General features: G+C 65.2%; 22 protein-coding genes. 10 read left to right on the top strand and 12 right to left on the bottom strand.

Annotated elements, in window-relative coordinates; translation table 11 throughout:
• The first annotated feature begins 283 nt into the window (after positions 1–283).
• The 3 genes from PD284_RS23065 (at position 284) to PD284_RS23055 (ending at position 2,512) form a co-directional block, all read left to right on the top strand.
• Complete coding sequence (locus PD284_RS23065; protein WP_274630739.1) at positions 284–1,471, top strand: lytic murein transglycosylase; 1,188 nt, start codon at positions 284–286, stop codon at positions 1,469–1,471.
• A gap of 10 nt (positions 1,472–1,481) precedes the next feature.
• Positions 1,482–1,961, top strand: a complete 480-nt coding sequence (locus tag PD284_RS23060; protein WP_274630450.1) for a GNAT family N-acetyltransferase — start codon at positions 1,482–1,484, stop codon at positions 1,959–1,961.
• Positions 1,962–2,053: 92 nt separating this feature from the next.
• Positions 2,054–2,512 (top strand): hypothetical protein, encoded by a 459-nt coding sequence (locus PD284_RS23055; protein ID WP_274630449.1) that lies wholly within the window; start codon positions 2,054–2,056, stop codon positions 2,510–2,512.
• 11 nt (positions 2,513–2,523) lie between these two features.
• On the opposite strand, the gene PD284_RS23050 is transcribed toward PD284_RS23055, so the two are convergent.
• The 3 genes from PD284_RS23050 to PD284_RS23040 form a co-directional block, all read right to left on the bottom strand.
• Positions 2,524–3,522 (bottom strand): LLM class flavin-dependent oxidoreductase, encoded by a 999-nt coding sequence (locus tag PD284_RS23050; protein WP_274630448.1) that lies wholly within the window; start codon positions 3,520–3,522, stop codon positions 2,524–2,526.
• 60 nt (positions 3,523–3,582) lie between these two features.
• A complete protein-coding gene (locus tag PD284_RS23045; RefSeq protein WP_274630447.1) occupies positions 3,583–4,740 on the bottom strand; it encodes an AI-2E family transporter in 1,158 nt (385 codons plus the stop codon).
• A 66-nt stretch (positions 4,741–4,806) separates the two neighbouring features.
• Positions 4,807–5,865, bottom strand: a complete 1,059-nt coding sequence (locus PD284_RS23040; protein WP_274630738.1) for an LLM class flavin-dependent oxidoreductase — start codon at positions 5,863–5,865, stop codon at positions 4,807–4,809.
• 229 nt (positions 5,866–6,094) lie between these two features.
• Here PD284_RS23040 and PD284_RS23035 point away from each other — a divergent pair, with 229 nt between their 5' ends.
• Positions 6,095–6,520: a DUF6481 family protein gene (locus PD284_RS23035; protein WP_274630446.1), complete on the top strand. Its 426-nt coding sequence runs from the start codon at positions 6,095–6,097 to the stop codon at positions 6,518–6,520.
• Positions 6,521–6,611: 91 nt separating this feature from the next.
• On the opposite strand, the gene sugE is transcribed toward PD284_RS23035, so the two are convergent.
• The 3 genes from sugE to PD284_RS23020 all read right to left on the bottom strand — a co-directional run bounded on the left by sugE (position 6,612) and on the right by PD284_RS23020 (position 8,529).
• The gene (sugE, locus tag PD284_RS23030; RefSeq protein WP_274630445.1) at positions 6,612–6,926 is read right to left on the bottom strand and encodes a quaternary ammonium compound efflux SMR transporter SugE; all 315 of its coding nucleotides are present in this window, start codon (positions 6,924–6,926) and stop codon (positions 6,612–6,614) included.
• 151 nt (positions 6,927–7,077) lie between these two features.
• A complete protein-coding gene (locus PD284_RS23025) occupies positions 7,078–7,203 on the bottom strand; it encodes a hypothetical protein (protein ID WP_274630444.1) in 126 nt (41 codons plus the stop codon).
• A gap of 96 nt (positions 7,204–7,299) precedes the next feature.
• Positions 7,300–8,529, bottom strand: coding sequence for a DNA recombination protein RmuC (locus PD284_RS23020; protein ID WP_274630443.1), 1,230 nt, complete (start codon positions 8,527–8,529; stop codon positions 7,300–7,302).
• Positions 8,530–8,632: 103 nt separating this feature from the next.
• Between PD284_RS23020 and def the strand changes: the two genes are divergently transcribed.
• The 6 genes from def (at position 8,633) to truA (ending at position 12,188) form a co-directional block, all read left to right on the top strand.
• A complete protein-coding gene (gene def, locus PD284_RS23015; protein ID WP_274630442.1) occupies positions 8,633–9,163 on the top strand; it encodes a peptide deformylase in 531 nt (176 codons plus the stop codon).
• 62 nt (positions 9,164–9,225) lie between these two features.
• A complete protein-coding gene (locus PD284_RS23010) occupies positions 9,226–9,516 on the top strand; it encodes a plasmid stabilization protein (protein ID WP_274630441.1) in 291 nt (96 codons plus the stop codon).
• The gene (locus PD284_RS23005; protein ID WP_274630440.1) at positions 9,513–9,935 is read left to right on the top strand and encodes a type II toxin-antitoxin system VapC family toxin; all 423 of its coding nucleotides are present in this window, start codon (positions 9,513–9,515) and stop codon (positions 9,933–9,935) included. The genes PD284_RS23010 and PD284_RS23005 overlap by 4 nt, the downstream gene beginning before the upstream one ends.
• 52 nt (positions 9,936–9,987) lie before the next feature.
• The gene (gene fmt, locus PD284_RS23000; protein ID WP_274630439.1) at positions 9,988–10,923 is read left to right on the top strand and encodes a methionyl-tRNA formyltransferase; all 936 of its coding nucleotides are present in this window, start codon (positions 9,988–9,990) and stop codon (positions 10,921–10,923) included.
• Positions 10,920–11,420, top strand: a complete 501-nt coding sequence (locus PD284_RS22995) for a GNAT family N-acetyltransferase (RefSeq protein ID WP_274630438.1) — start codon at positions 10,920–10,922, stop codon at positions 11,418–11,420. Before fmt ends, PD284_RS22995 begins: the two co-directional genes overlap by 4 nt.
• 3 nt (positions 11,421–11,423) lie before the next feature.
• Positions 11,424–12,188: a tRNA pseudouridine(38-40) synthase TruA gene (gene truA, locus PD284_RS22990; RefSeq protein WP_274630437.1), complete on the top strand. Its 765-nt coding sequence runs from the start codon at positions 11,424–11,426 to the stop codon at positions 12,186–12,188.
• On the opposite strand, the gene PD284_RS22985 is transcribed toward truA, so the two are convergent.
• The 6 genes from PD284_RS22985 to dapD form a co-directional block, all read right to left on the bottom strand.
• Positions 12,161–12,766, bottom strand: coding sequence for a transporter (locus PD284_RS22985; RefSeq protein WP_274630436.1), 606 nt, complete (start codon positions 12,764–12,766; stop codon positions 12,161–12,163). The genes truA and PD284_RS22985 overlap by 28 nt on opposite strands.
• A 7-nt stretch (positions 12,767–12,773) precedes the next feature.
• Positions 12,774–13,967, bottom strand: a complete 1,194-nt coding sequence (gene dapE, locus PD284_RS22980) for a succinyl-diaminopimelate desuccinylase (protein ID WP_274630435.1) — start codon at positions 13,965–13,967, stop codon at positions 12,774–12,776.
• A gap of 68 nt (positions 13,968–14,035) precedes the next feature.
• Complete coding sequence (locus PD284_RS22975; RefSeq protein ID WP_274630434.1) at positions 14,036–14,773, bottom strand: hypothetical protein; 738 nt, start codon at positions 14,771–14,773, stop codon at positions 14,036–14,038.
• A gap of 8 nt (positions 14,774–14,781) precedes the next feature.
• Positions 14,782–15,204: a DUF805 domain-containing protein gene (locus PD284_RS22970; RefSeq protein ID WP_274630433.1), complete on the bottom strand. Its 423-nt coding sequence runs from the start codon at positions 15,202–15,204 to the stop codon at positions 14,782–14,784.
• Positions 15,197–15,559 carry a DUF805 domain-containing protein gene (locus PD284_RS22965; protein WP_274630432.1) on the bottom strand — a complete coding sequence of 121 codons (363 nt, stop codon included), beginning with the start codon at positions 15,557–15,559 and terminating at the stop codon, positions 15,197–15,199. Before PD284_RS22965 ends, PD284_RS22970 begins: the two co-directional genes overlap by 8 nt.
• Positions 15,560–15,628: 69 nt before the next feature.
• Complete coding sequence (dapD, locus tag PD284_RS22960; RefSeq protein ID WP_274630431.1) at positions 15,629–16,483, bottom strand: 2,3,4,5-tetrahydropyridine-2,6-dicarboxylate N-succinyltransferase; 855 nt, start codon at positions 16,481–16,483, stop codon at positions 15,629–15,631.
• Positions 16,484–16,603: the final 120 nt, after the last annotated feature.

Here is a 16,603-nt window from a genome sequence, read left to right as displayed (position 1 = left end):
CTGCCTGTTGCCGCGGGGCGCGCGACGCTACGGCCTGCGTCCGGCCGCAGTGCGCTTGCGTTCGCTGTCCCTTTGCCGCGCCAGCCTCTATAGTCATCCTATGCCCAAACAGATCGACGATTTCAGAACGCCTCTCCGCATCATCTCCGACATGCTCCTTCCCGACCAAAGGCGGGTACGGGACTACGGGCGACCGGGGTATCCGCGGCAGGACAGGGCGGAGCGGCGGCGCGCCCGCGGCGTTTTCTGCCGCTTCGTTCTCGCCTTCGCGCTGCTCGCCGGCATGCAGGTTCCCGCGTCCGCCGCCAGCGTCGAACAACTCTTCCGCACCTGGCTGGAAACCGATCTCTGGCCCGAGGCGAAGTCCAACGACGTCTCCCGCAGCACCTTCGATGCGGCGTTCGCGGGGGTCACGCCCAATATGAAGCTGCCCGATCTGGTGATGCCAGGGGAGAAGCCCAAGACGCCGAAGAAGCAGCACCAGGCCGAGTTCGGCTCGCCCGGCAACTATTTTGCGGACAAGACGATCTCTGCCGTCGTCTCCGGCGGCCGCCAGCGCGCCGGCCAGTACGGGAAGACGCTGTCTGCGGTGGAAAAGCGGTACGGCGTTCCCGCAGGCGTCGTCCTCGCGATCTGGGGACGGGAATCCGGCTTCGGCGCGGCCAAGATCCCCTACAATGCGTTCGAGGTGCTGGGCACCAAGGCTTTTCTGGCCACCCGCAAGGACATGTTCCGCAAGGAAGTGCTCGCGGCGCTCCAGATGGTCGAGCAGGGCCGGGCGACGCCGGCGCAGATGAGATCCTCCTGGGCGGGCGCGCTCGGCCAGCCGCAGTTCCTGCCGACGTCCTTCCTGCAGCACGCAGTCGACTTCGACGGCGACGGACGCGCCGATATCTGGAACTCCGTCCCCGACACGCTGGGCTCGATCGGCAACTATCTTGCGCACTACGGCTGGGTGAAGGGCCGCGACTGGGGCTTCGAGGTCACCGTGCCCGATTCCGTCTCCTGCGCGCTCGAGGGGCCGGATCAGGGGAAAAAGATCTCCGACTGGGCGAAGATGGGCGTCGCGCGGGTCAACGGAAAGCCGTTTCCGGCCCATGAGGCGCGCGCCGAGGGTTTTCTGCTGATGCCGGCCGGCCGCAACGGGCCGGCGTTCATCGTCACGCCCAATTTCTACGTGCTCAAGGAATACAACGAGAGCGACCTCTATGCGCTCTTCGTCGGCCACGGCGGCGACCGCATCGCGGGCGGCAAGCAGTCGTTCGCCGGGCAATGGGGCAAGGTCGGCGGCCTCTATCGCTCGGACATAGCGGAGATGCAGCGCAGCCTGGAGAAGCTCGGCTACGACGTTGGCGGCGCAGACGGCCTGCCGGGCTTCAAGACTCGCCGCTCGATCGGCGACTGGCAGGCGAAGAACGGCCAAGCGGCCACCTGTTTTCCGGACCGCGAACTGGTCGAAGCGCTGGGATAGGAGCACGGCGATGATCAAGGGCTCGCTGCGTATGCGCCGCGTTCTGGACGGGACGGAGCCGCCTCCGGTCTGGCCGGACGGCATCTCCGTGCGCACGCTCGGCGGCGTCGACGACGCGAGGCCCATGCACGCCTTGCTTCTCGCCACCTACGGGGAGGGGAACGAAGACCTGTTTCCGTCCTTCGAGGACTGGTGGAGCAGGGTGGGCGGCGACCCGGAATTTGACGCGGCGCTGTGCTTCCTCGCCTTCGACCGCGCCGGCGGGCTGGCTGGCGTCGCTCAGTGCTGGACCAGCAATTTCCTCAAGGATCTCGCCGTTCGGCCCGACATGCGCCGGCAGGGCCTTGGCCGCGCCCTCCTGCTGCAGGTCTTCGCGGCGTTCCGCGCCAGGGGCGCGACGCACGTCGACCTGAAGGTGGAGGCGAACAACGAGGCAGGCCGGCGTCTCTATGCGCAGGCCGGCATGATCGAAGTGCCCTGGGAGGGGTAGGCGGCCCTGCATTGCCATGACCGATGTCTCCTGACGTCGGGCTGTCAGGAGCCCTGCGCTAGAAGCCGGCGATCAAGCCATGGGAGGCCCGGATGAGCAGCGCATCGGATTTCGATTTCCTGATCGGCGACTGGAACATCGCCAACGAGAAACTGGTCGAGCGGTTCGCCGGAAGCAGTGAGTGGCAGCATTTCGATGCGTCGACCTCTTGCCGCAAGATCCTGAACGGCGCCGGCAATCTGGATGAAATGACCTTGCCCGGCAGCGATTTCGTCGGCCTGTCGCTGCGCGTCTTCAATCCAGTTGACGGTCAGTGGTCGATCCATTGGGTGGACAATGACCGACATCGAGTGCTGGAGCCTATGGTGGGCCGGTTCGAGGGTGGCGTTGGACTCTTCTATGGCGGCGAGGAGCATGCGGGCCGCGCCGTTCTGGCCCGGTTCCGCTGGAACGCTTCCACAGATTCACCACGCTGGGAACAAGCTTTCTCCGACGATGGCGGCGAAACCTGGGAGACCAACTGGGTGATGAACTTCTCGCCTCGTAGATGAGGTTCAGCCGCCTACGCGTCGGTCAAGGCCCGGTGCGCCTCCATGAGGATCTCAAAGGAGCGTTTGCGCGCTGCGTGGTCGAAGATCTGGGCAGTCACCATCAGTTCGTCGGCGCCGGTGCGGCGCACGAAAGCGTCCAGTTCCTGCCGCACCCGGTCCGGCGATCCTACGATGGAGCAGGAAAGCGCATGGTCGAGCATCGTTCTGGCTGCCGGATCGAGACCGGCGGCGTAGTTCTCCACCGGTGGCAGCAGCTTGCCGGGGCGGCCGGACCTGAGATTGACGAAGGCCTGCTGCAGCGAGGAAAACAAGAGCCGCGCCTCGGCGTCCGTTTCCGCGGCGAAGACGTTCAGGCCGAGCATCAGATAGGGTTTTGACAGGCGCTCCGACGGCTGGAAACGCGAGCGGTAGATGTCGATCGCATGCTGCATCTCGGCGGGGGCAAAATGCGAGGCGAAGGCGTAGGGGAGGCCGAGCATCGCCGCGAGTTGGGCGCCGTAGGTGCTCGATCCTAGCACCCAGACCTCGACCTCCTCGCCTTCTCCCGGAACCGCCCGGATGCGCTGGCCCGGTTCCGCCGGCGCGAAGTAGTTGATGAGCTCGACCACGTCCTGCGGAAAGCTGTCGACGTCGCCCTGCAGGTGACGGCGCAGCGCGCGGGCGGTCGCCATGTCGGTGCCGGGCGCGCGGCCGAGCCCGAGGTCGATGCGGCCGGGGTGGAACGCGGCGAGCGTGCCGAACTGCTCCGCAATGACCAGAGGCGAATGGTTGGGCAGCATGATGCCGCCTGCGCCGACCCTGATCCGTGTCGTCGCAGCCGCGACATGCGCTATCACCACGGATGTCGCGGCGCTGGCGATGCCGGGCATGTTGTGGTGCTCCGCCAGCCAATAGCGATGGTAGCCCAGCGCCTCGACGTGGCGGGCAAGGTCGACGGTGTTGGCAAGGGACTGCGCGGGGCGGCTGCCTTCCGGGACGGGCGACAGGTCGAGTACGGAAAGAACGGTCATGCTGGCCCCCGGAGCGGATGTCTCATCCGGATATAGGGATCGGCTCCGCGCATACCAGTCTCAGGCCGCCGCGGCAGGCGTGGCAGGGTTGGGTTCGTCCTCCTCGTCGACCGAGGTTTGCTGCGCCGAGAGGAAGTTGCCGATATGGCGCAGGCGGTCGAAGTGGTCGCAGAACACCTTAATCACGACCAGCAGCGGCACCGCGATCAGCGCGCCGATGAACCCCCACAGCCAGGACCAGAAGGCGACAGCGATGAAGATCGCCACCGCATTGATCTCCAGCCGCCGGCCGACGACGAGCGGCGTGACCAGCTGTCCCTCGACGACGTTGCAAAAGATTACGTAGGCCGGCGCGAGCAGCGCATAGGCCAGCGTGTCGAATGTGATGAGTGAAATCGCCGCGACAACGATGATGGTAGCGGCGGCTCCGATATAGGGCAGGAAATTGAGCAGCGCCGCCGCAATGCCCCAGATGGCGGCGTTGGGAACGCCAATCACCCACAGTCCCGCTCCGATCGCCATGCCCAGTCCGCCGTTGATCAACGCCACGGTCAGCAGATAGCGCGAGATTTCGCGCTCGACGTCGTAGACGACGCGCAGCGCCCGCTTCTTTTCGCTGAGCCGGGTGAATGACTGGATGATCTTTTCGTAGAACATCGTGCCGGAGGCGAGCAGGAACAGCGAGAGCACGAAGGTGATGGCCGCGGACGTGCCTGCAGAAAGCAGGTTGCCGGCCGCCTGCGATACGATGCCGGGCTGCGCCACGACCACCTTCTGGACGCCCGGTTCCTCGGTCGCGCTGGTTGCCTTCTCCACCTGCTCGGAGACCTCCATGACCTTTTCGAAAGGGTGCCTGATCTCGGCCAGCCGCTCGGCGACCCGCCGGCCGATGCTGGGCGCGTCGTTAACCAGGGCGATGACCGGGCCGCTGAGGAAGTAGCCGGCAATGCCGATCGTGCCGACGGAGAAGAGCACGAGAAGGGTTGCCGAGAGGGGCGCCGGCACGCCGCGCTTGCTGAGGAAGCGCACGACAGGGGTGAGCATCAGAGCCAACAGGAATGCGAGGATGACCGGCATGAAGAAGTCACGCGCGAAATAGAGCGCGTAAACCAGCGTGAACAGGAAGATGCCCACCAGGCAGAAGCGGGCGAAACGCCATTCCACCGGAACTGCCGGTGCGCCGTTGTCGTCACCGGCTCCGAGGTGATTTTCCTTCATGTCGAGACCCTCAACCGGCGCGCGGCGCGCCGGTTGAAACAACGGCAGTCGGCGAAAAGCGTTCCCTTATGCGCCTGCCGGCTCCGCGCCCTTCGCCGCCTGCACCTCGCGGCGAACGATCGGCGCGACCCTGGTACCGTAAAGTTCGATGGCTTTCATGATCTTGGCGTGGGGCATCACGCCGATCGCCATCTGCAGCAGGAAGCGGTCGTTGCCGAACAGCTTGTGCTGGGCCACGATCTTCTCGGCGACAGTCTCGGGATCGCCTACGAACAGCGCCCCTCGCGGGGAGCGCGCCTGGTCGAAGTGGGCGCGCGACGTCGGTCCCCAGCCGCGCTCCCGGCCGATCCGGTTCATCACTTCGGCTTGGGGTTCGTAAAAGTCGTCGGCAGCCTGCCCGGTGGTCTCGCCCACGAATCCGTGCACGTTCAGGCTGGTCGCGAGCTTCTGCGGATCGTGCCCGCTTCGCCGCGCCGCCTCTCGGTAGAGCTGGAACAGCGGCGCGAAGCGCGCAGGCTCTCCGCCGATGATGGCAAGCGCGAGCGGCAGCCCGAGCTGCGCGGCGCGCACGACAGATTGCGGCGTTCCGCCCACGGCGATCCAGATCGGCAGCCTGTCTTGATAGGGGCGCGGATAGACGCCACGATCGTGGATGGGCGCCCTCATGCTCCCGGACCAGGTGACGTTGACGCTGTCGTTGAGCTTGAGAAGCAGGTCCAGCTTTTCGGCGAAGAGTTCGTCATAGTCGCCGAGATCGTAGCCGAACAGCGGAAAGCTCTCGATGAAGGAGCCTCGCCCGGCCATGATCTCGGCGCGCCCGCCCGACAGCAGGTCGAGCGTCGCGAACTGCTGGAAGACGCGCACCGGATCGTCGGAGGAGAGCACGGTCACGGCGCTGGTCAGCTTTATCCGCTTCGTACGCTCCGCCGCCGCGGCCAGGATGACGGCCGGCGCCGAGGCGGCATAGTCGGGACGGTGATGTTCTCCGAGGCCGAACACGTCGAGGCCCACCTGGTCCGCCAGTTCGATCTCCTCCATCAGGTTACGCAGCCGCTGGTGGGGGTCGATGGCGTCAGGACCCGGTGTCACGCTGACGTCGGCGAAGGTGTAGAGACCTAGCTCCATGGCGAAATGATCCTCGGATGCGCTGGCTGCTAAGTAAGATGGGCGAGGATTGTTCGCCAGTCGCGCCCCGATGAGCGCCCCTGCCTGATCAGGATTGTCGAAGTTGGCCGACTTGTTGCGTTTCATTGCCGCAACACAGTGCAAAATTGCCCCGAATGGGCGCTTCCCGGCTTGAACTCTAGCGGTCGATTAGTATGTAAGCGACGCGAAAACATTCAAGGACGTCACATTGGCAATTTACAGGGAAAAGGACTTCGCCGAGCGGCGCGGCTCGGCGAACGAAGCGAAGCGGGCATTGCTGGATAAGTTCAAGGCGCGTCCCGCGGCCGACGACCCGGCGGTGATCGCTCGCCAGGCCGAGCGCAAGGCCATCCTGGAGGCGCGCGCTATCCGTGAGGCCGAGAAGGCCCGCCTCAAGCAGGAGCGTCTCGCCCGCGAGGCTGCGGAAGCCGAGGCGCGCCGCCAGGCAGAGGAAGAGGCCCGTCTGAAGGCGGAAGCGGAAGCCGCAGAGCTTGCGCGCATCCGCGAGGCTGAGGAGACCGAGCGCCTCTCCGCGCAGTTCGCGCTGGAAGCTGCCCAGAAGGCGAAGCGCGACGCGCGCTACGCCGCGCGCAAGGCCCGCGGCGGTCGACTGCCTCCGGGCTTCAAGGCTTAAATCGCCTCTTGCAAAGCTGAATCAAGAACCGCGCGGGATCGACGATCTCGCGCGGTTTTCGCCGTTGTAGGGCTTGCGCCTGCAGTCGGGGCTACGCCACCAGCTTCAGGCCGAGGATGCCGCAAACGATCAGACCTATGCAGGCAAGCCTTAGCACCGTTGCGGGGTCGCCGAGCAGCCAAATGCCCAGCAGCGCCGTGCCGACCGTGCCGATGCCGGTCCACACCGCATAAGCCGTGCCGACTGGCAGGGTCTTCAGCGCGATGCCGAGTAGCCACAGGCTCACGATCATCGACAGTACGGTGAGAACAGTTGGAATCGGCTTGCTGAAGCCTTCGGTATACTTCAGGCCGATTGCCCAACCGATCTCGAAAAGACCTGCGAAGAAGAGGTAGGTCCACGCCATGGAACGCTCCGTGAAGGCGGGTCGTCCCGGCCGGATGAATGGAAAAAGCAGGGTCGTCCCTGCACGCCTCACCTAGGACGGGACCAATGGCAACGCAACCCCTGCCCGGTCATGCCTGATCGGGCCCGCCTGCACGTGCCCTTCGTCGCGGCTACTTCTCCTTTGAGCGGGTCGCCTGCACCGGAGGAGCCTTGGCTGCAGGCGTTGTCGCCGGCTTCTTGGCGTCCTTTTTGGGTTTGCGTGCTTCCTTGCCTGGTTTCATCGCGCCCTTGGCCATGATCGCCTCCTCAACTGAGCTGGCATGAGTGAAGCAAGACTCGTTTGCAAGGGCAAGTGACATCTGGCGTGGAGCGGCATGCTTGTCCGCCGCCGCCTACGCGTCGTCGACGACCCGCAGCCGCAGGTTGCCGGTTCGGCTCTCCGCGCTCACTTGAGCGTCCTCCGCGGATCCGTCCGCGACCTCGCCGAACTCCAGCGCCTCGATCTTGCGGCTGCGCTTCGTCACCTTTTCCGTCGACGTCAGGATCAGCTCGATGTCCTTCTGTGTCATCGAGAAATGCCCCTGCAGCTTTCGCACCCGATCGTCGAGACGCGACACGTCCTCCAGCAGGCGGATGACCTCGCCCTGGATGACATGCGCCTGTTCTCGCATGCGCGCATCCTTGAGGATCGCCTGCACGACCTGTATCGACAGCATCAGCAGCGACGGCGATACGATGACCACGCGCGAACGGTGCGCCTTCTGCACGATCGCCTCGAAGTTCTCGTGGATCTCGGCGAAGACGGATTCCGATGGCACGAACATGAAGGCCGTGTCCTGCGTCTCGCCTGCGACCAGGTATTTGTCGGAGATGTCCCGGATGTGGACCTCGATGTCCCTGCGGAACGCCTGCGAAGCGTATCTCTGGCTCTCTGCTCCATCGGCGGCGCGGATGGCGTTCCATGCCTCGAGCGGGAACTTAGCATCCACAACGAGCCCGGGCGCGCCGTTGGGCATCCGGATCAGGCAGTCCGGCCGGTTGCCGTTCGACAGGGTCGCCTGGAATTCGAAGGCGCCGCTCGGCAACCCGTCGGCGACGATCGCCTCCATGCGCGATTGGCCGAACGCGCCGCGCGTCTGCTTGTTGGAGAGGATTGCCTGCAGTTCGACGACCTGGCCCGCCAGCGACTGGATGTTGCCCTGCGCCTTGTCGATGACGGCCAGCCGCTCCTGCAGCCTGGTCAGGCTCTCATGCGTCGACCTGGTCTGTTCGGTCATCGTCTGGCCGATGCGTCCGGTCATGGCGTCGAGGCGCTGGCCGATCGATTGGTTGAGTTCGGCCTGCCGCGCGCCGAACACCTCGGCGATGGCGCCGAGCCTGCCCTGAAGTTCCGACTGCGCCTGGAGGATGCCCGCCATGCGCACATCCGCCTCGCGGGCGCGCTGCGCCGCTTCCCCGGCCGCCGCCACCCGCGCCCCGGAGGAGCGCCACAGCGCCACGGCGAAAATGACGAGCAGGGCCAGGAGAAGCGCAAGCGCGGCAGCCGCCGCCTGACCGAGGCTGATCGCGGACGCGCCGAGGCGAATTAACGGTTCCGACAGAACTGCGCTCACTCCATCCATGGGGCGAGCATAGCAGATTCGTCAGCCGCGAACAGATCAAAACGTGAACATTCGGCTGTCCGCCCTGTTGACGCCTTGCCGGCGAACGCCTAGGTGAGGCGACATGTCGATCCGGCCTCTCATCATCCTTCCCGATCCGATCCTCCGTCAGGTCTCGCAACCCGTCGCGACAGTGGACGACGCGGTGCGAAAGCTTTCCGAGGACATGCTTGAGACCATGTACGATGCGCCGGGCATCGGGCTTGCCGCAATCCAGATCGGCGAGCCGCTGCGCATGCTGGTCATCGACGTGTCCAAGGACGACGAGGCCAAGGCGCCGCAGGTCTTCATCAATCCGGAGATTGTCGAGCAGTCCGATGACCGCTCCGTCTACGAGGAGGGATGCCTGTCGATCCCCGACTACTACGCCGAGGTCGAGCGTCCTGCCGGCGTGCGCGTGCGATTTATCGATCAGCTCGGGAAGCAGCAGGAGGTGATGGCCGACGGCTTGCTCGCCACCTGTCTGCAGCATGAGATCGACCATCTGAACGGCGTTCTCTTCATCGACTACATTTCCAAGCTCAAGCGCGACATGGTCGTGCGGAAGTTCAAGAAGCTGGCGCGCGACCGCGTCCCCGAGCGGATGGTCGGATAAGTTTTCACGTGTTTGCGCCCGGTCGCTTCGTTTGATATCATTGATATCAATTGGAGGTTCCGATGGGCGACATGCTGATCAGGAATGTGCCTGAAGCGCTGAAGCGGCAGATCGAAGCCGCGGCGCGGCGCGACGGGCTGAGCTTGTCGGCGAAGTCGATCGATCTTCTCCGCAAGTCGCTGTCGGCGGATGCGGCGGATGAAAAGCCGTTCGTTTCGGCGTGGGATGTCCTGCGGCCGATTCTTCATACCGCGCCAGACGATCCGGAAGCTGAGGAATTCGCGAGGATCATGGAGGAAGTCGAGGCTGAGGGGAAGCGCGACTTCGGACGGCCCGTTCCTGATCCGGAATGATCGTGCTCGACACGAACATCGTTTCGGAACTTCAAAGGCCACGTCCCGCCGGACCGGTCCTGAACTGGATCGCGTCGATCGACATGAGAGAGACGTTTGTGTGCGACCCCGTTTTGATGGAGCAGGCTTACGGCGCGGAGCGACACTTTCTGCGAAGCGGCTCGATCAGGTATCGGACGACATTGTCGATGCTGCGCAACGCCTTTGTGGGCAGGACGCTTGAAATGGACACTCGTACGTTTGAGCGTGCAGGCGTGGTGAGGGCGTTGCGAGAGAGCTTAGGACGTCCGATCAGCGTCCAGGACGCCATGATCGCTGCGATCTGCCTCGTCCACGGCGCCACCCTCGCCACACGCAATGTCCGCGACTTCGTGGGTCTTGACCTCAAGCTGGTAAATCCGTTTGAAGCAGGGGCCTGACGCCGTCGGCGTTTAGATCAATCCAATCCGGCCATTTGCCGGCGGAGACCGCATGCCGCTTCGCGTCATCTTCATGGGAACGCCGGACTTTTCCGTTCCGACCCTGCGGGCCATCGCGGAGGCCGGTCATGACGTCGCCGCCGTCTATACGCAGCCGCCCCGCCCGGCCGGTCGGCGCGGACTGGAGCTGACATCGTCGCCCGTGCAGCGCGAGGCCGAGCGGCTCGGCGTCGAAGTCCGCGCGCCGAAGTCCCTCAAGGGCGAAGGCGAGCAGCAGGCGTTTCGCGCGCTGCAGGCGGATGTCGCAGTGGTCGTCGCCTACGGCCTGCTGTTGCCCCTTCCCATCCTGAAGGGAGCGCGCCTTGGCTGTTACAACGGGCACGCCTCGCTGCTGCCGCGCTGGCGAGGCGCAGCACCCATCCAGCGCGCCATCATGGCGGGCGACGTGCAAACCGGCATGATGGTCATGAAGATGGATGCGGGTCTGGACACCGGACCGATCGCGATGACCGAGCGGGTGTCGATCGGCCCCGACATGACGGCCGGCGAGCTGCATGACGTGCTGATGCAGGCCGGCGCCGGTCTCATGGTCGCGGCGCTGGCCCGTCTGGAGGAAGGGAAACTCGATCTCATCCCTCAGCCGCAGGACGGCGTCGTCTACGCCAGCAAGATCGACAAGTCTGAAACACGGATCGACTGGGCGCGGCCGGCTGCCGACGTGCACAACCACATACGCGGCCTTTCGCCGTTTCCCGGCGCCTGGTGCGAGGTGGAGATCGGCGGCAAGAGCGAACGCCTGAAGATCCTTCGCTCCACGATGGGGGAGGGCGAGGGTGCTCCCGGAGTATTGCTCGACGACCGTCTAAACGTTGCCTGCGGGGCGGGCGCCGTGCGCCTGGTCGAGCTCCAGCGCGCGGGCGGCAAGCCAGTTTCGGCGAACGACTTCCTCCGTGGCGCCAAACTGACGTCCGGTACGGTGTTCGCATGAGCGGCTACACGGTCAGACCGGCCACTCCCGAGGATTTCGTCGCCATACGCGCGGTCGAACTGGCCGCCTTTGGCGGCCCCGCCGAAGCCGACCTGGTGGAGGCGCTGCGGGCATCGGGGGATCTCGTGCTCGAACTGGTGGCCTTGCACGGCGATGAAGTGGTCGGCCATGTGGTCTTTTCGCGCCTGCTTGTCCGTTCCGACGACCGGGAAGACGTCGCGGCCGTGGCCCTGGCCCCGCTTGCGGTCGCGCCCGCACATCAAAGGCGGGGCGTTGGCGGACTGCTGATCGCGGAAGCGCATGCACGCATCGAGCCCAGGGAACGCCTCTCGGTCGTGCTCGGCGAGCCCGCCTATTACGGCCGCTTCGGCTATGCGCATGCGCGCGCCGCGGGCTTCGACAGCGACTATCAATGCGAGGCGCTGCAGGCGCTGGCCTGGAGCGATGCGCCGTCGACTGGCCGGCTGGTCTATCCTGAGCCCTTCGGAGCGCTCTGAGCGATGCCGCGCTACCGCCTCGACATCGAGTATGACGGCAGCGCCTATGCCGGCTGGCAGCGCCAGGCAGGCCACCACTCGGTGCAGGCGGCGATCGAGCAGGCGGCGCAGCAATTCTCCGGCGAGACTCTGACCCTCCGTGGAGCAGGCCGCACCGATGCCGGCGTCCATGCCACGGCGCAGGTGGCGCATCTGGATTTCGAGAAGGCGTGGCCGGCCGACACCGTCGCCAATGCGCTGAACGCCCATCTGGCGCGCGCGGGCGAGAGGGTCGGGATCCTCTCGGCGGCGGCGGTCGACAACTCCTTCGACGCGCGCTTCTCGGCGACGGCGAGGCACTACCTCTACCGCATCGTCAACCGGCGCGCCCCGCTTGCCTTGGAACTCCATCGCGCCTGGCGCGTGCCTCGCAAACTCGACGCCGAGGCCATGCATGCCGCGGCGCAGGGGCTGCTCGGACGGCACGATTTCACCACCTTCCGCTCGGCCCATTGCCAGGCCAACAGCCCGATGCGCACGCTCGACCGGCTCGATGTCACGCGTTCCGGCGACGTCATCGAGGTCCGGACGTCCGCCCGCTCCTTCCTGCACAACCAGGTGCGCTCGATGGTGGGCAGTCTGAAGCAGGTGGGGGAGGGCAACTGGTCGGCCGCCGATCTGAGGGCGGCCCTTGAGGCCAAGGACCGCACGGCTTGCGGGCAGGTCGCGCCGCCGGACGGGCTCTATCTGGTCGGGGTCGACTACCCCGGCATCTGCTCCGGCACGTGAAGTCCGAACGCCGCCTGCAGCACGACCAGCACGGCGAGCGCACAGAGGAACATGCCGACGAACAGCGCCGTCGCCACAGCTGGCCCCTTGTTCAGCGCGGCGTTCGTTTGCCTCCAGCTCAGCACCAGCGAGACCATGAAGAGCAGCACCGCCAGCGTCGATGCAAGATCGCCCGCCTCCGGGGCGACCAGCCGCAGCAGGCTCGGGGGCAGCATCATCCAGACGAGCAGCACGGAAGCCCAGTTCGCGGATACGACATAAGGGACGAAACGGTCTGCAATGCCGGCGCGCTTGACCACCAGCGCCAGCGCGACGAGCGGCAGGATCCAGACGGCAAGGTCGATGAAGGCGAGCCGCACGATGGTCGAGACCCGCGATCCGCCCACCACCATCTGCTGGAAATCGTTGGCGCCCGCGATCCAGCCCACGGCCAGCGCCGGCGCGGCGAACGCGATCGCAAAAAACGAGTCCCAGAAACCTTCGATCGAGGTGTCGAGCAGCCGCATGCCGTCCGGCCTGCCCATCATCAGCTGCCAGGCGCCTGTCAGGTTTCGTCGTATCTCGGCGGCATCGGGCATGGGCAGGTCACGCGAACCAGTCTTCCAGGAAGCGCAGATAGATGTTCGTCAGCGTTTCGAGGTCGTCGACGGCGACGCGTTCGTCCACCATGTGCATGGTCTGGCCGACGAGCCCGAACTCCACGACAGGACAGTAATCCTTGATGTAGCGGGCGTCCGACGTCCCGCCAGAGGTGGAGAGTTGCGGCGTGCGCCCTGTCACCGCCTGGATGGACTGCGACAAGAGCCCGACCAGCCGGTCGTCGCGGGTCAGGAAAACCTGGCTCGGCCGGTCCTTCCATGCAAGCTCGAAGGAAACCGGCTCCTTGCGTCCCTTGCGGTACTTGCTGCGCGCGGCGGCGCGGTCCATGCGGTTGTGGATCTCGGCCTGCAGCGTTTCTGCCGTCCAGGTGTCGTTGAAGCGGACGTTGAAGGCGGCCGTCGCCTTTGCGGGGATCACGTTCGTCGCCGGATTGCCGACGTCGACGCTGGTCACTTCCAGATTGGTCGGCTGGAAATCCGCGGTGCCTTCGTCGAATGGCGTCGCAAGCAGCGCGTCGAGCAGCGCCATCAGTCCCCGCACCGGGTTGTCCGCCAGATGCGGATAGGCGGCGTGGCCCTGCTTACCCTGCACGGTGATGAGGCCGGAGATGGAGCCGCGCCGCCCGATCTTGAGCATGTCGCCGAGCGCCTCCGGGTTGGTAGGTTCTCCGACGATCGAGGCGTCCCAGCTCTCGCCTTGCGCAGCCGCCCATTCGAGCAGCTTTCCAGTGCCGTTGATCGATGGCCCCTCCTCGTCGCCGGTGATCACTAGGGAGATTGATCCCCTGGGGTTGCCGTGGGTCTGCACATAGCGCGCCACAGCTGCCACGAAGCAGGCGATGCCGCCCTTCATGTCGACCGCCCCGCGGCCGTACATCATGCCGTTGGCCACGGCCGCGGCGAAGGGCGGGTGCGTCCACGCGGCCTCGTCGCCCACCGGCACGACATCCGTGTGCCCGGCGAACATGAGATGCGGGCCGTTGCCGGACAGTCGCGCGTAAAGGTTCTCGACGTCCGGCGTGCCGTCTTCGCGGAAGACCGGCCGCTCGACCGAAAAGCCCAGCGGCGCCAGCATCTTCTCAAGCGCGCAAAGCGCTCCGCCCTCGGCCGGCGTCACTGACGGGCAGCGGATCAGGACGGCAAGGTTGTCGACAGGGTCTATGGATATTTTCGGGCTCATGGCCATCACGCATAGTTGAATCGGATGGCGGTGTCACGGCGGCGTGCCTTCCCTTGGTCGCCTGATTGTTAACCCGCCTTCGCCAGGCTTCGCTGGTCGATCATGGTGATCTTTTGCCAGATCTTGCGCGACAGGTTGGAGCCAAGTTCCTCGATGTCGTTGACGGCCTCGACCACCACCGCATCGTTGACCGACTGTGCGAACAGCGCCGCGATCTTGCCGGTGATCGATAGCATCTCCGAGCAATAATCGAGATAGCGCGCCAGTTCTGCGGGATCGGTGATGCGCGGCGGCGAGTGGGTTGCGGCCTTGAACTCGGGCGACAGGACCATAGGATCCTTGGTCAACTGGTGCATGTCGACCACGTGGATCAGCGAGCGCAGCCCGTGCAAGGACCGGAATACCTGCCGGCGCTTGATGTGTTCTTCGGAGCGGACCAGCGCCAGCAGCCCGAGCGTCGCCAGGAGCATCGTGTTGATCGTCGACTCCAGCCCCTGGACGGAATCGAAGGCCCCGGTCGAGAGGCGGCTCAGCGGGACGAAGGTTCCCACGAACAGGAAGATCGCCCCACCGGCGACGATGCCGGCGCCGATCAGCAGCCGCAGCCACCAGATCGGCGCTTCCAGCACCTTGGCTTCCCTCGCAAGGTCGCATGCGAGCGTCACCAGTTCGGAGGACACCTTGCGCAATCCCGAATCGGGAAACCGGTCGGCCACGCGCTGGTCGAGGAGCCGCGCCGTCCTGATGATCTGTTCGGGGTCGAGGACCCGGTACGGCCCGCGCACGACGCGCTTCCTGCCCCCCATTCAGCTCCTCACTGCGGCACGTCAGCCCGCACCCCGTATTTGTTCGGGCCAGGATTGCCCGGCACCGCGCAGAACAGGATGAATGCGACCAGTTGCGCGATCGGTATGAACAGCACGACTGTAAAGAGTGCTGATCGGCCGATGTCATGAAGGCGCTTCACGGTCAGCGCGATGCTTGGCCAGAGCATTACGAAAGTCAGGAATCCGGCGATGGACCACCAATATTCGAACTCGGGACTCAGCTGAAAGAGCTCTTCGATGCTGCGATTGGCGAAAGTCTCCGGACCGAGGCGGATAAGCTCGCGGATGGCTTTGTAGATCGGAAACATCTGGATGACGCCGATAAGCATGCTGGCGAGGAAATAGACTGCGCGTCCCACGCGGCCCGAAGGTTTGAAGAAAAGCCAGATGAATGTGCTTGTGCTAGGCAAGAGGATCGGATCCGTATCGATTGGAGCCGCGCGTGCCCTCGAGGATGCCGAGCTCGATCAAGATCCAGAGCGCGCCGATGACCGGGATCAACACGATCAACGACCACCATCCGGATTTGTCGCGATCGTGCCAGCGCTTCGCGTAGAGGGCAAGTCCGAGATAGATCGACGCCAGCGAAACGATCAGGCTCACGACCCCCAGTTTCCCGGCCTCGCCGAAATCCATCTCCGAGCCGACCAGCATGTCGATGATCGTGGCGACCAGCCCGGCCACAAAAAGTGCGCCGATGCCAGCCCAGAACTTTGCGCGGTTTATGCGTCCGTCAAAGCTTGTAAGGAGCCACTTCCAGTCCATCTCACCCTCCAGGAAAGAACGGCGCGTTAACCCGCGCCGCGTGGAAGGTGCGTCGGCGCATTAAAAAGATCAATCTCTCAGCAGTTCATTGATCGAAGTCTTCGAACGCGTCTTCTCGTCGACGCGCTTTACGATCACTGCGCAGTAGAGGCTGGGCCCCGGCTCGCCGTTCGGCAGAGGCTTGCCTGGCATGGTGCCAGCGACGACCACGGAACCTGCCGGGACCTCGCCATAAAAAACTTCGCCCGTCGCGCGGTCGACGATCTTGGTCGACTGACCGATGAACACGCCCATGCCAAGCACCGAGCCTTCGCGCACGATGCAGCCTTCGACCACCTCCGAGCGCGCGCCGATGAAGCAGTTGTCCTCGATGATCGTCGGTCCGGCCTGCAGCGGCTCCAGCACGCCGCCGATGCCGACGCCGCCCGAGAGGTGCACGTTCTTGCCGATCTGCGCGCAGGAACCGACCGTCGCCCAGGTGTCCACCATCGTGCCGCTGTCGACGAAGGCGCCCAGATTGACGAAGGACGGCATCAGCACGACGCCGGGCGCCACATAGGCCGAGCGGCGGACGATCGCCGACGGAACGGCCCGGAAACCTGCCTTCTCGAAGTCGACCGCACCCCAGCCGCTGAACTTCGACGGCACCTTGTCCCACCAGACCGCATCGCCCGGCCCGCCATTGATAATTTCCATGGCGTTGAGCCGGAAGGAGAGCAGAACGGCCTTCTTCAGCCACTGGTTCACGTGCCAGCGGCCGTCGTCCTGGCGCTCGGCGACGCGGCGCTCGCCGCGATCAAGCAGGTTGAGCGCCGTCTCGATGGCGTCGCGCACCTCGCCACGCGTTGCCGGGGAAATCCCTTCCCGTTCCTCGAATGCCTTGTCGATAACCCTTTCGAGGCTGGCAAGATCAGGCTTCGCCATGGCAAATACTCCGTTAAAGGTGGCGTTAAGACGCGGACGAGTAGGGTGGTTCGAAACTGCGCGGACCCTACTATGTCATGCACGGAGAGGGGTCAATCGCGCCGCCGGGATCGTACGGTG

Origin of the sequence: Mesorhizobium shangrilense (assembly GCF_028826155.1) — a bacterium.
GTDB lineage: Bacteria > Pseudomonadota > Alphaproteobacteria > Rhizobiales > Rhizobiaceae > Arvimicrobium > Arvimicrobium flavum.
The sequence above is the reverse complement of the archived record's forward strand: the minus strand, read 5'-3'. Positions and strand labels throughout refer to the sequence as shown.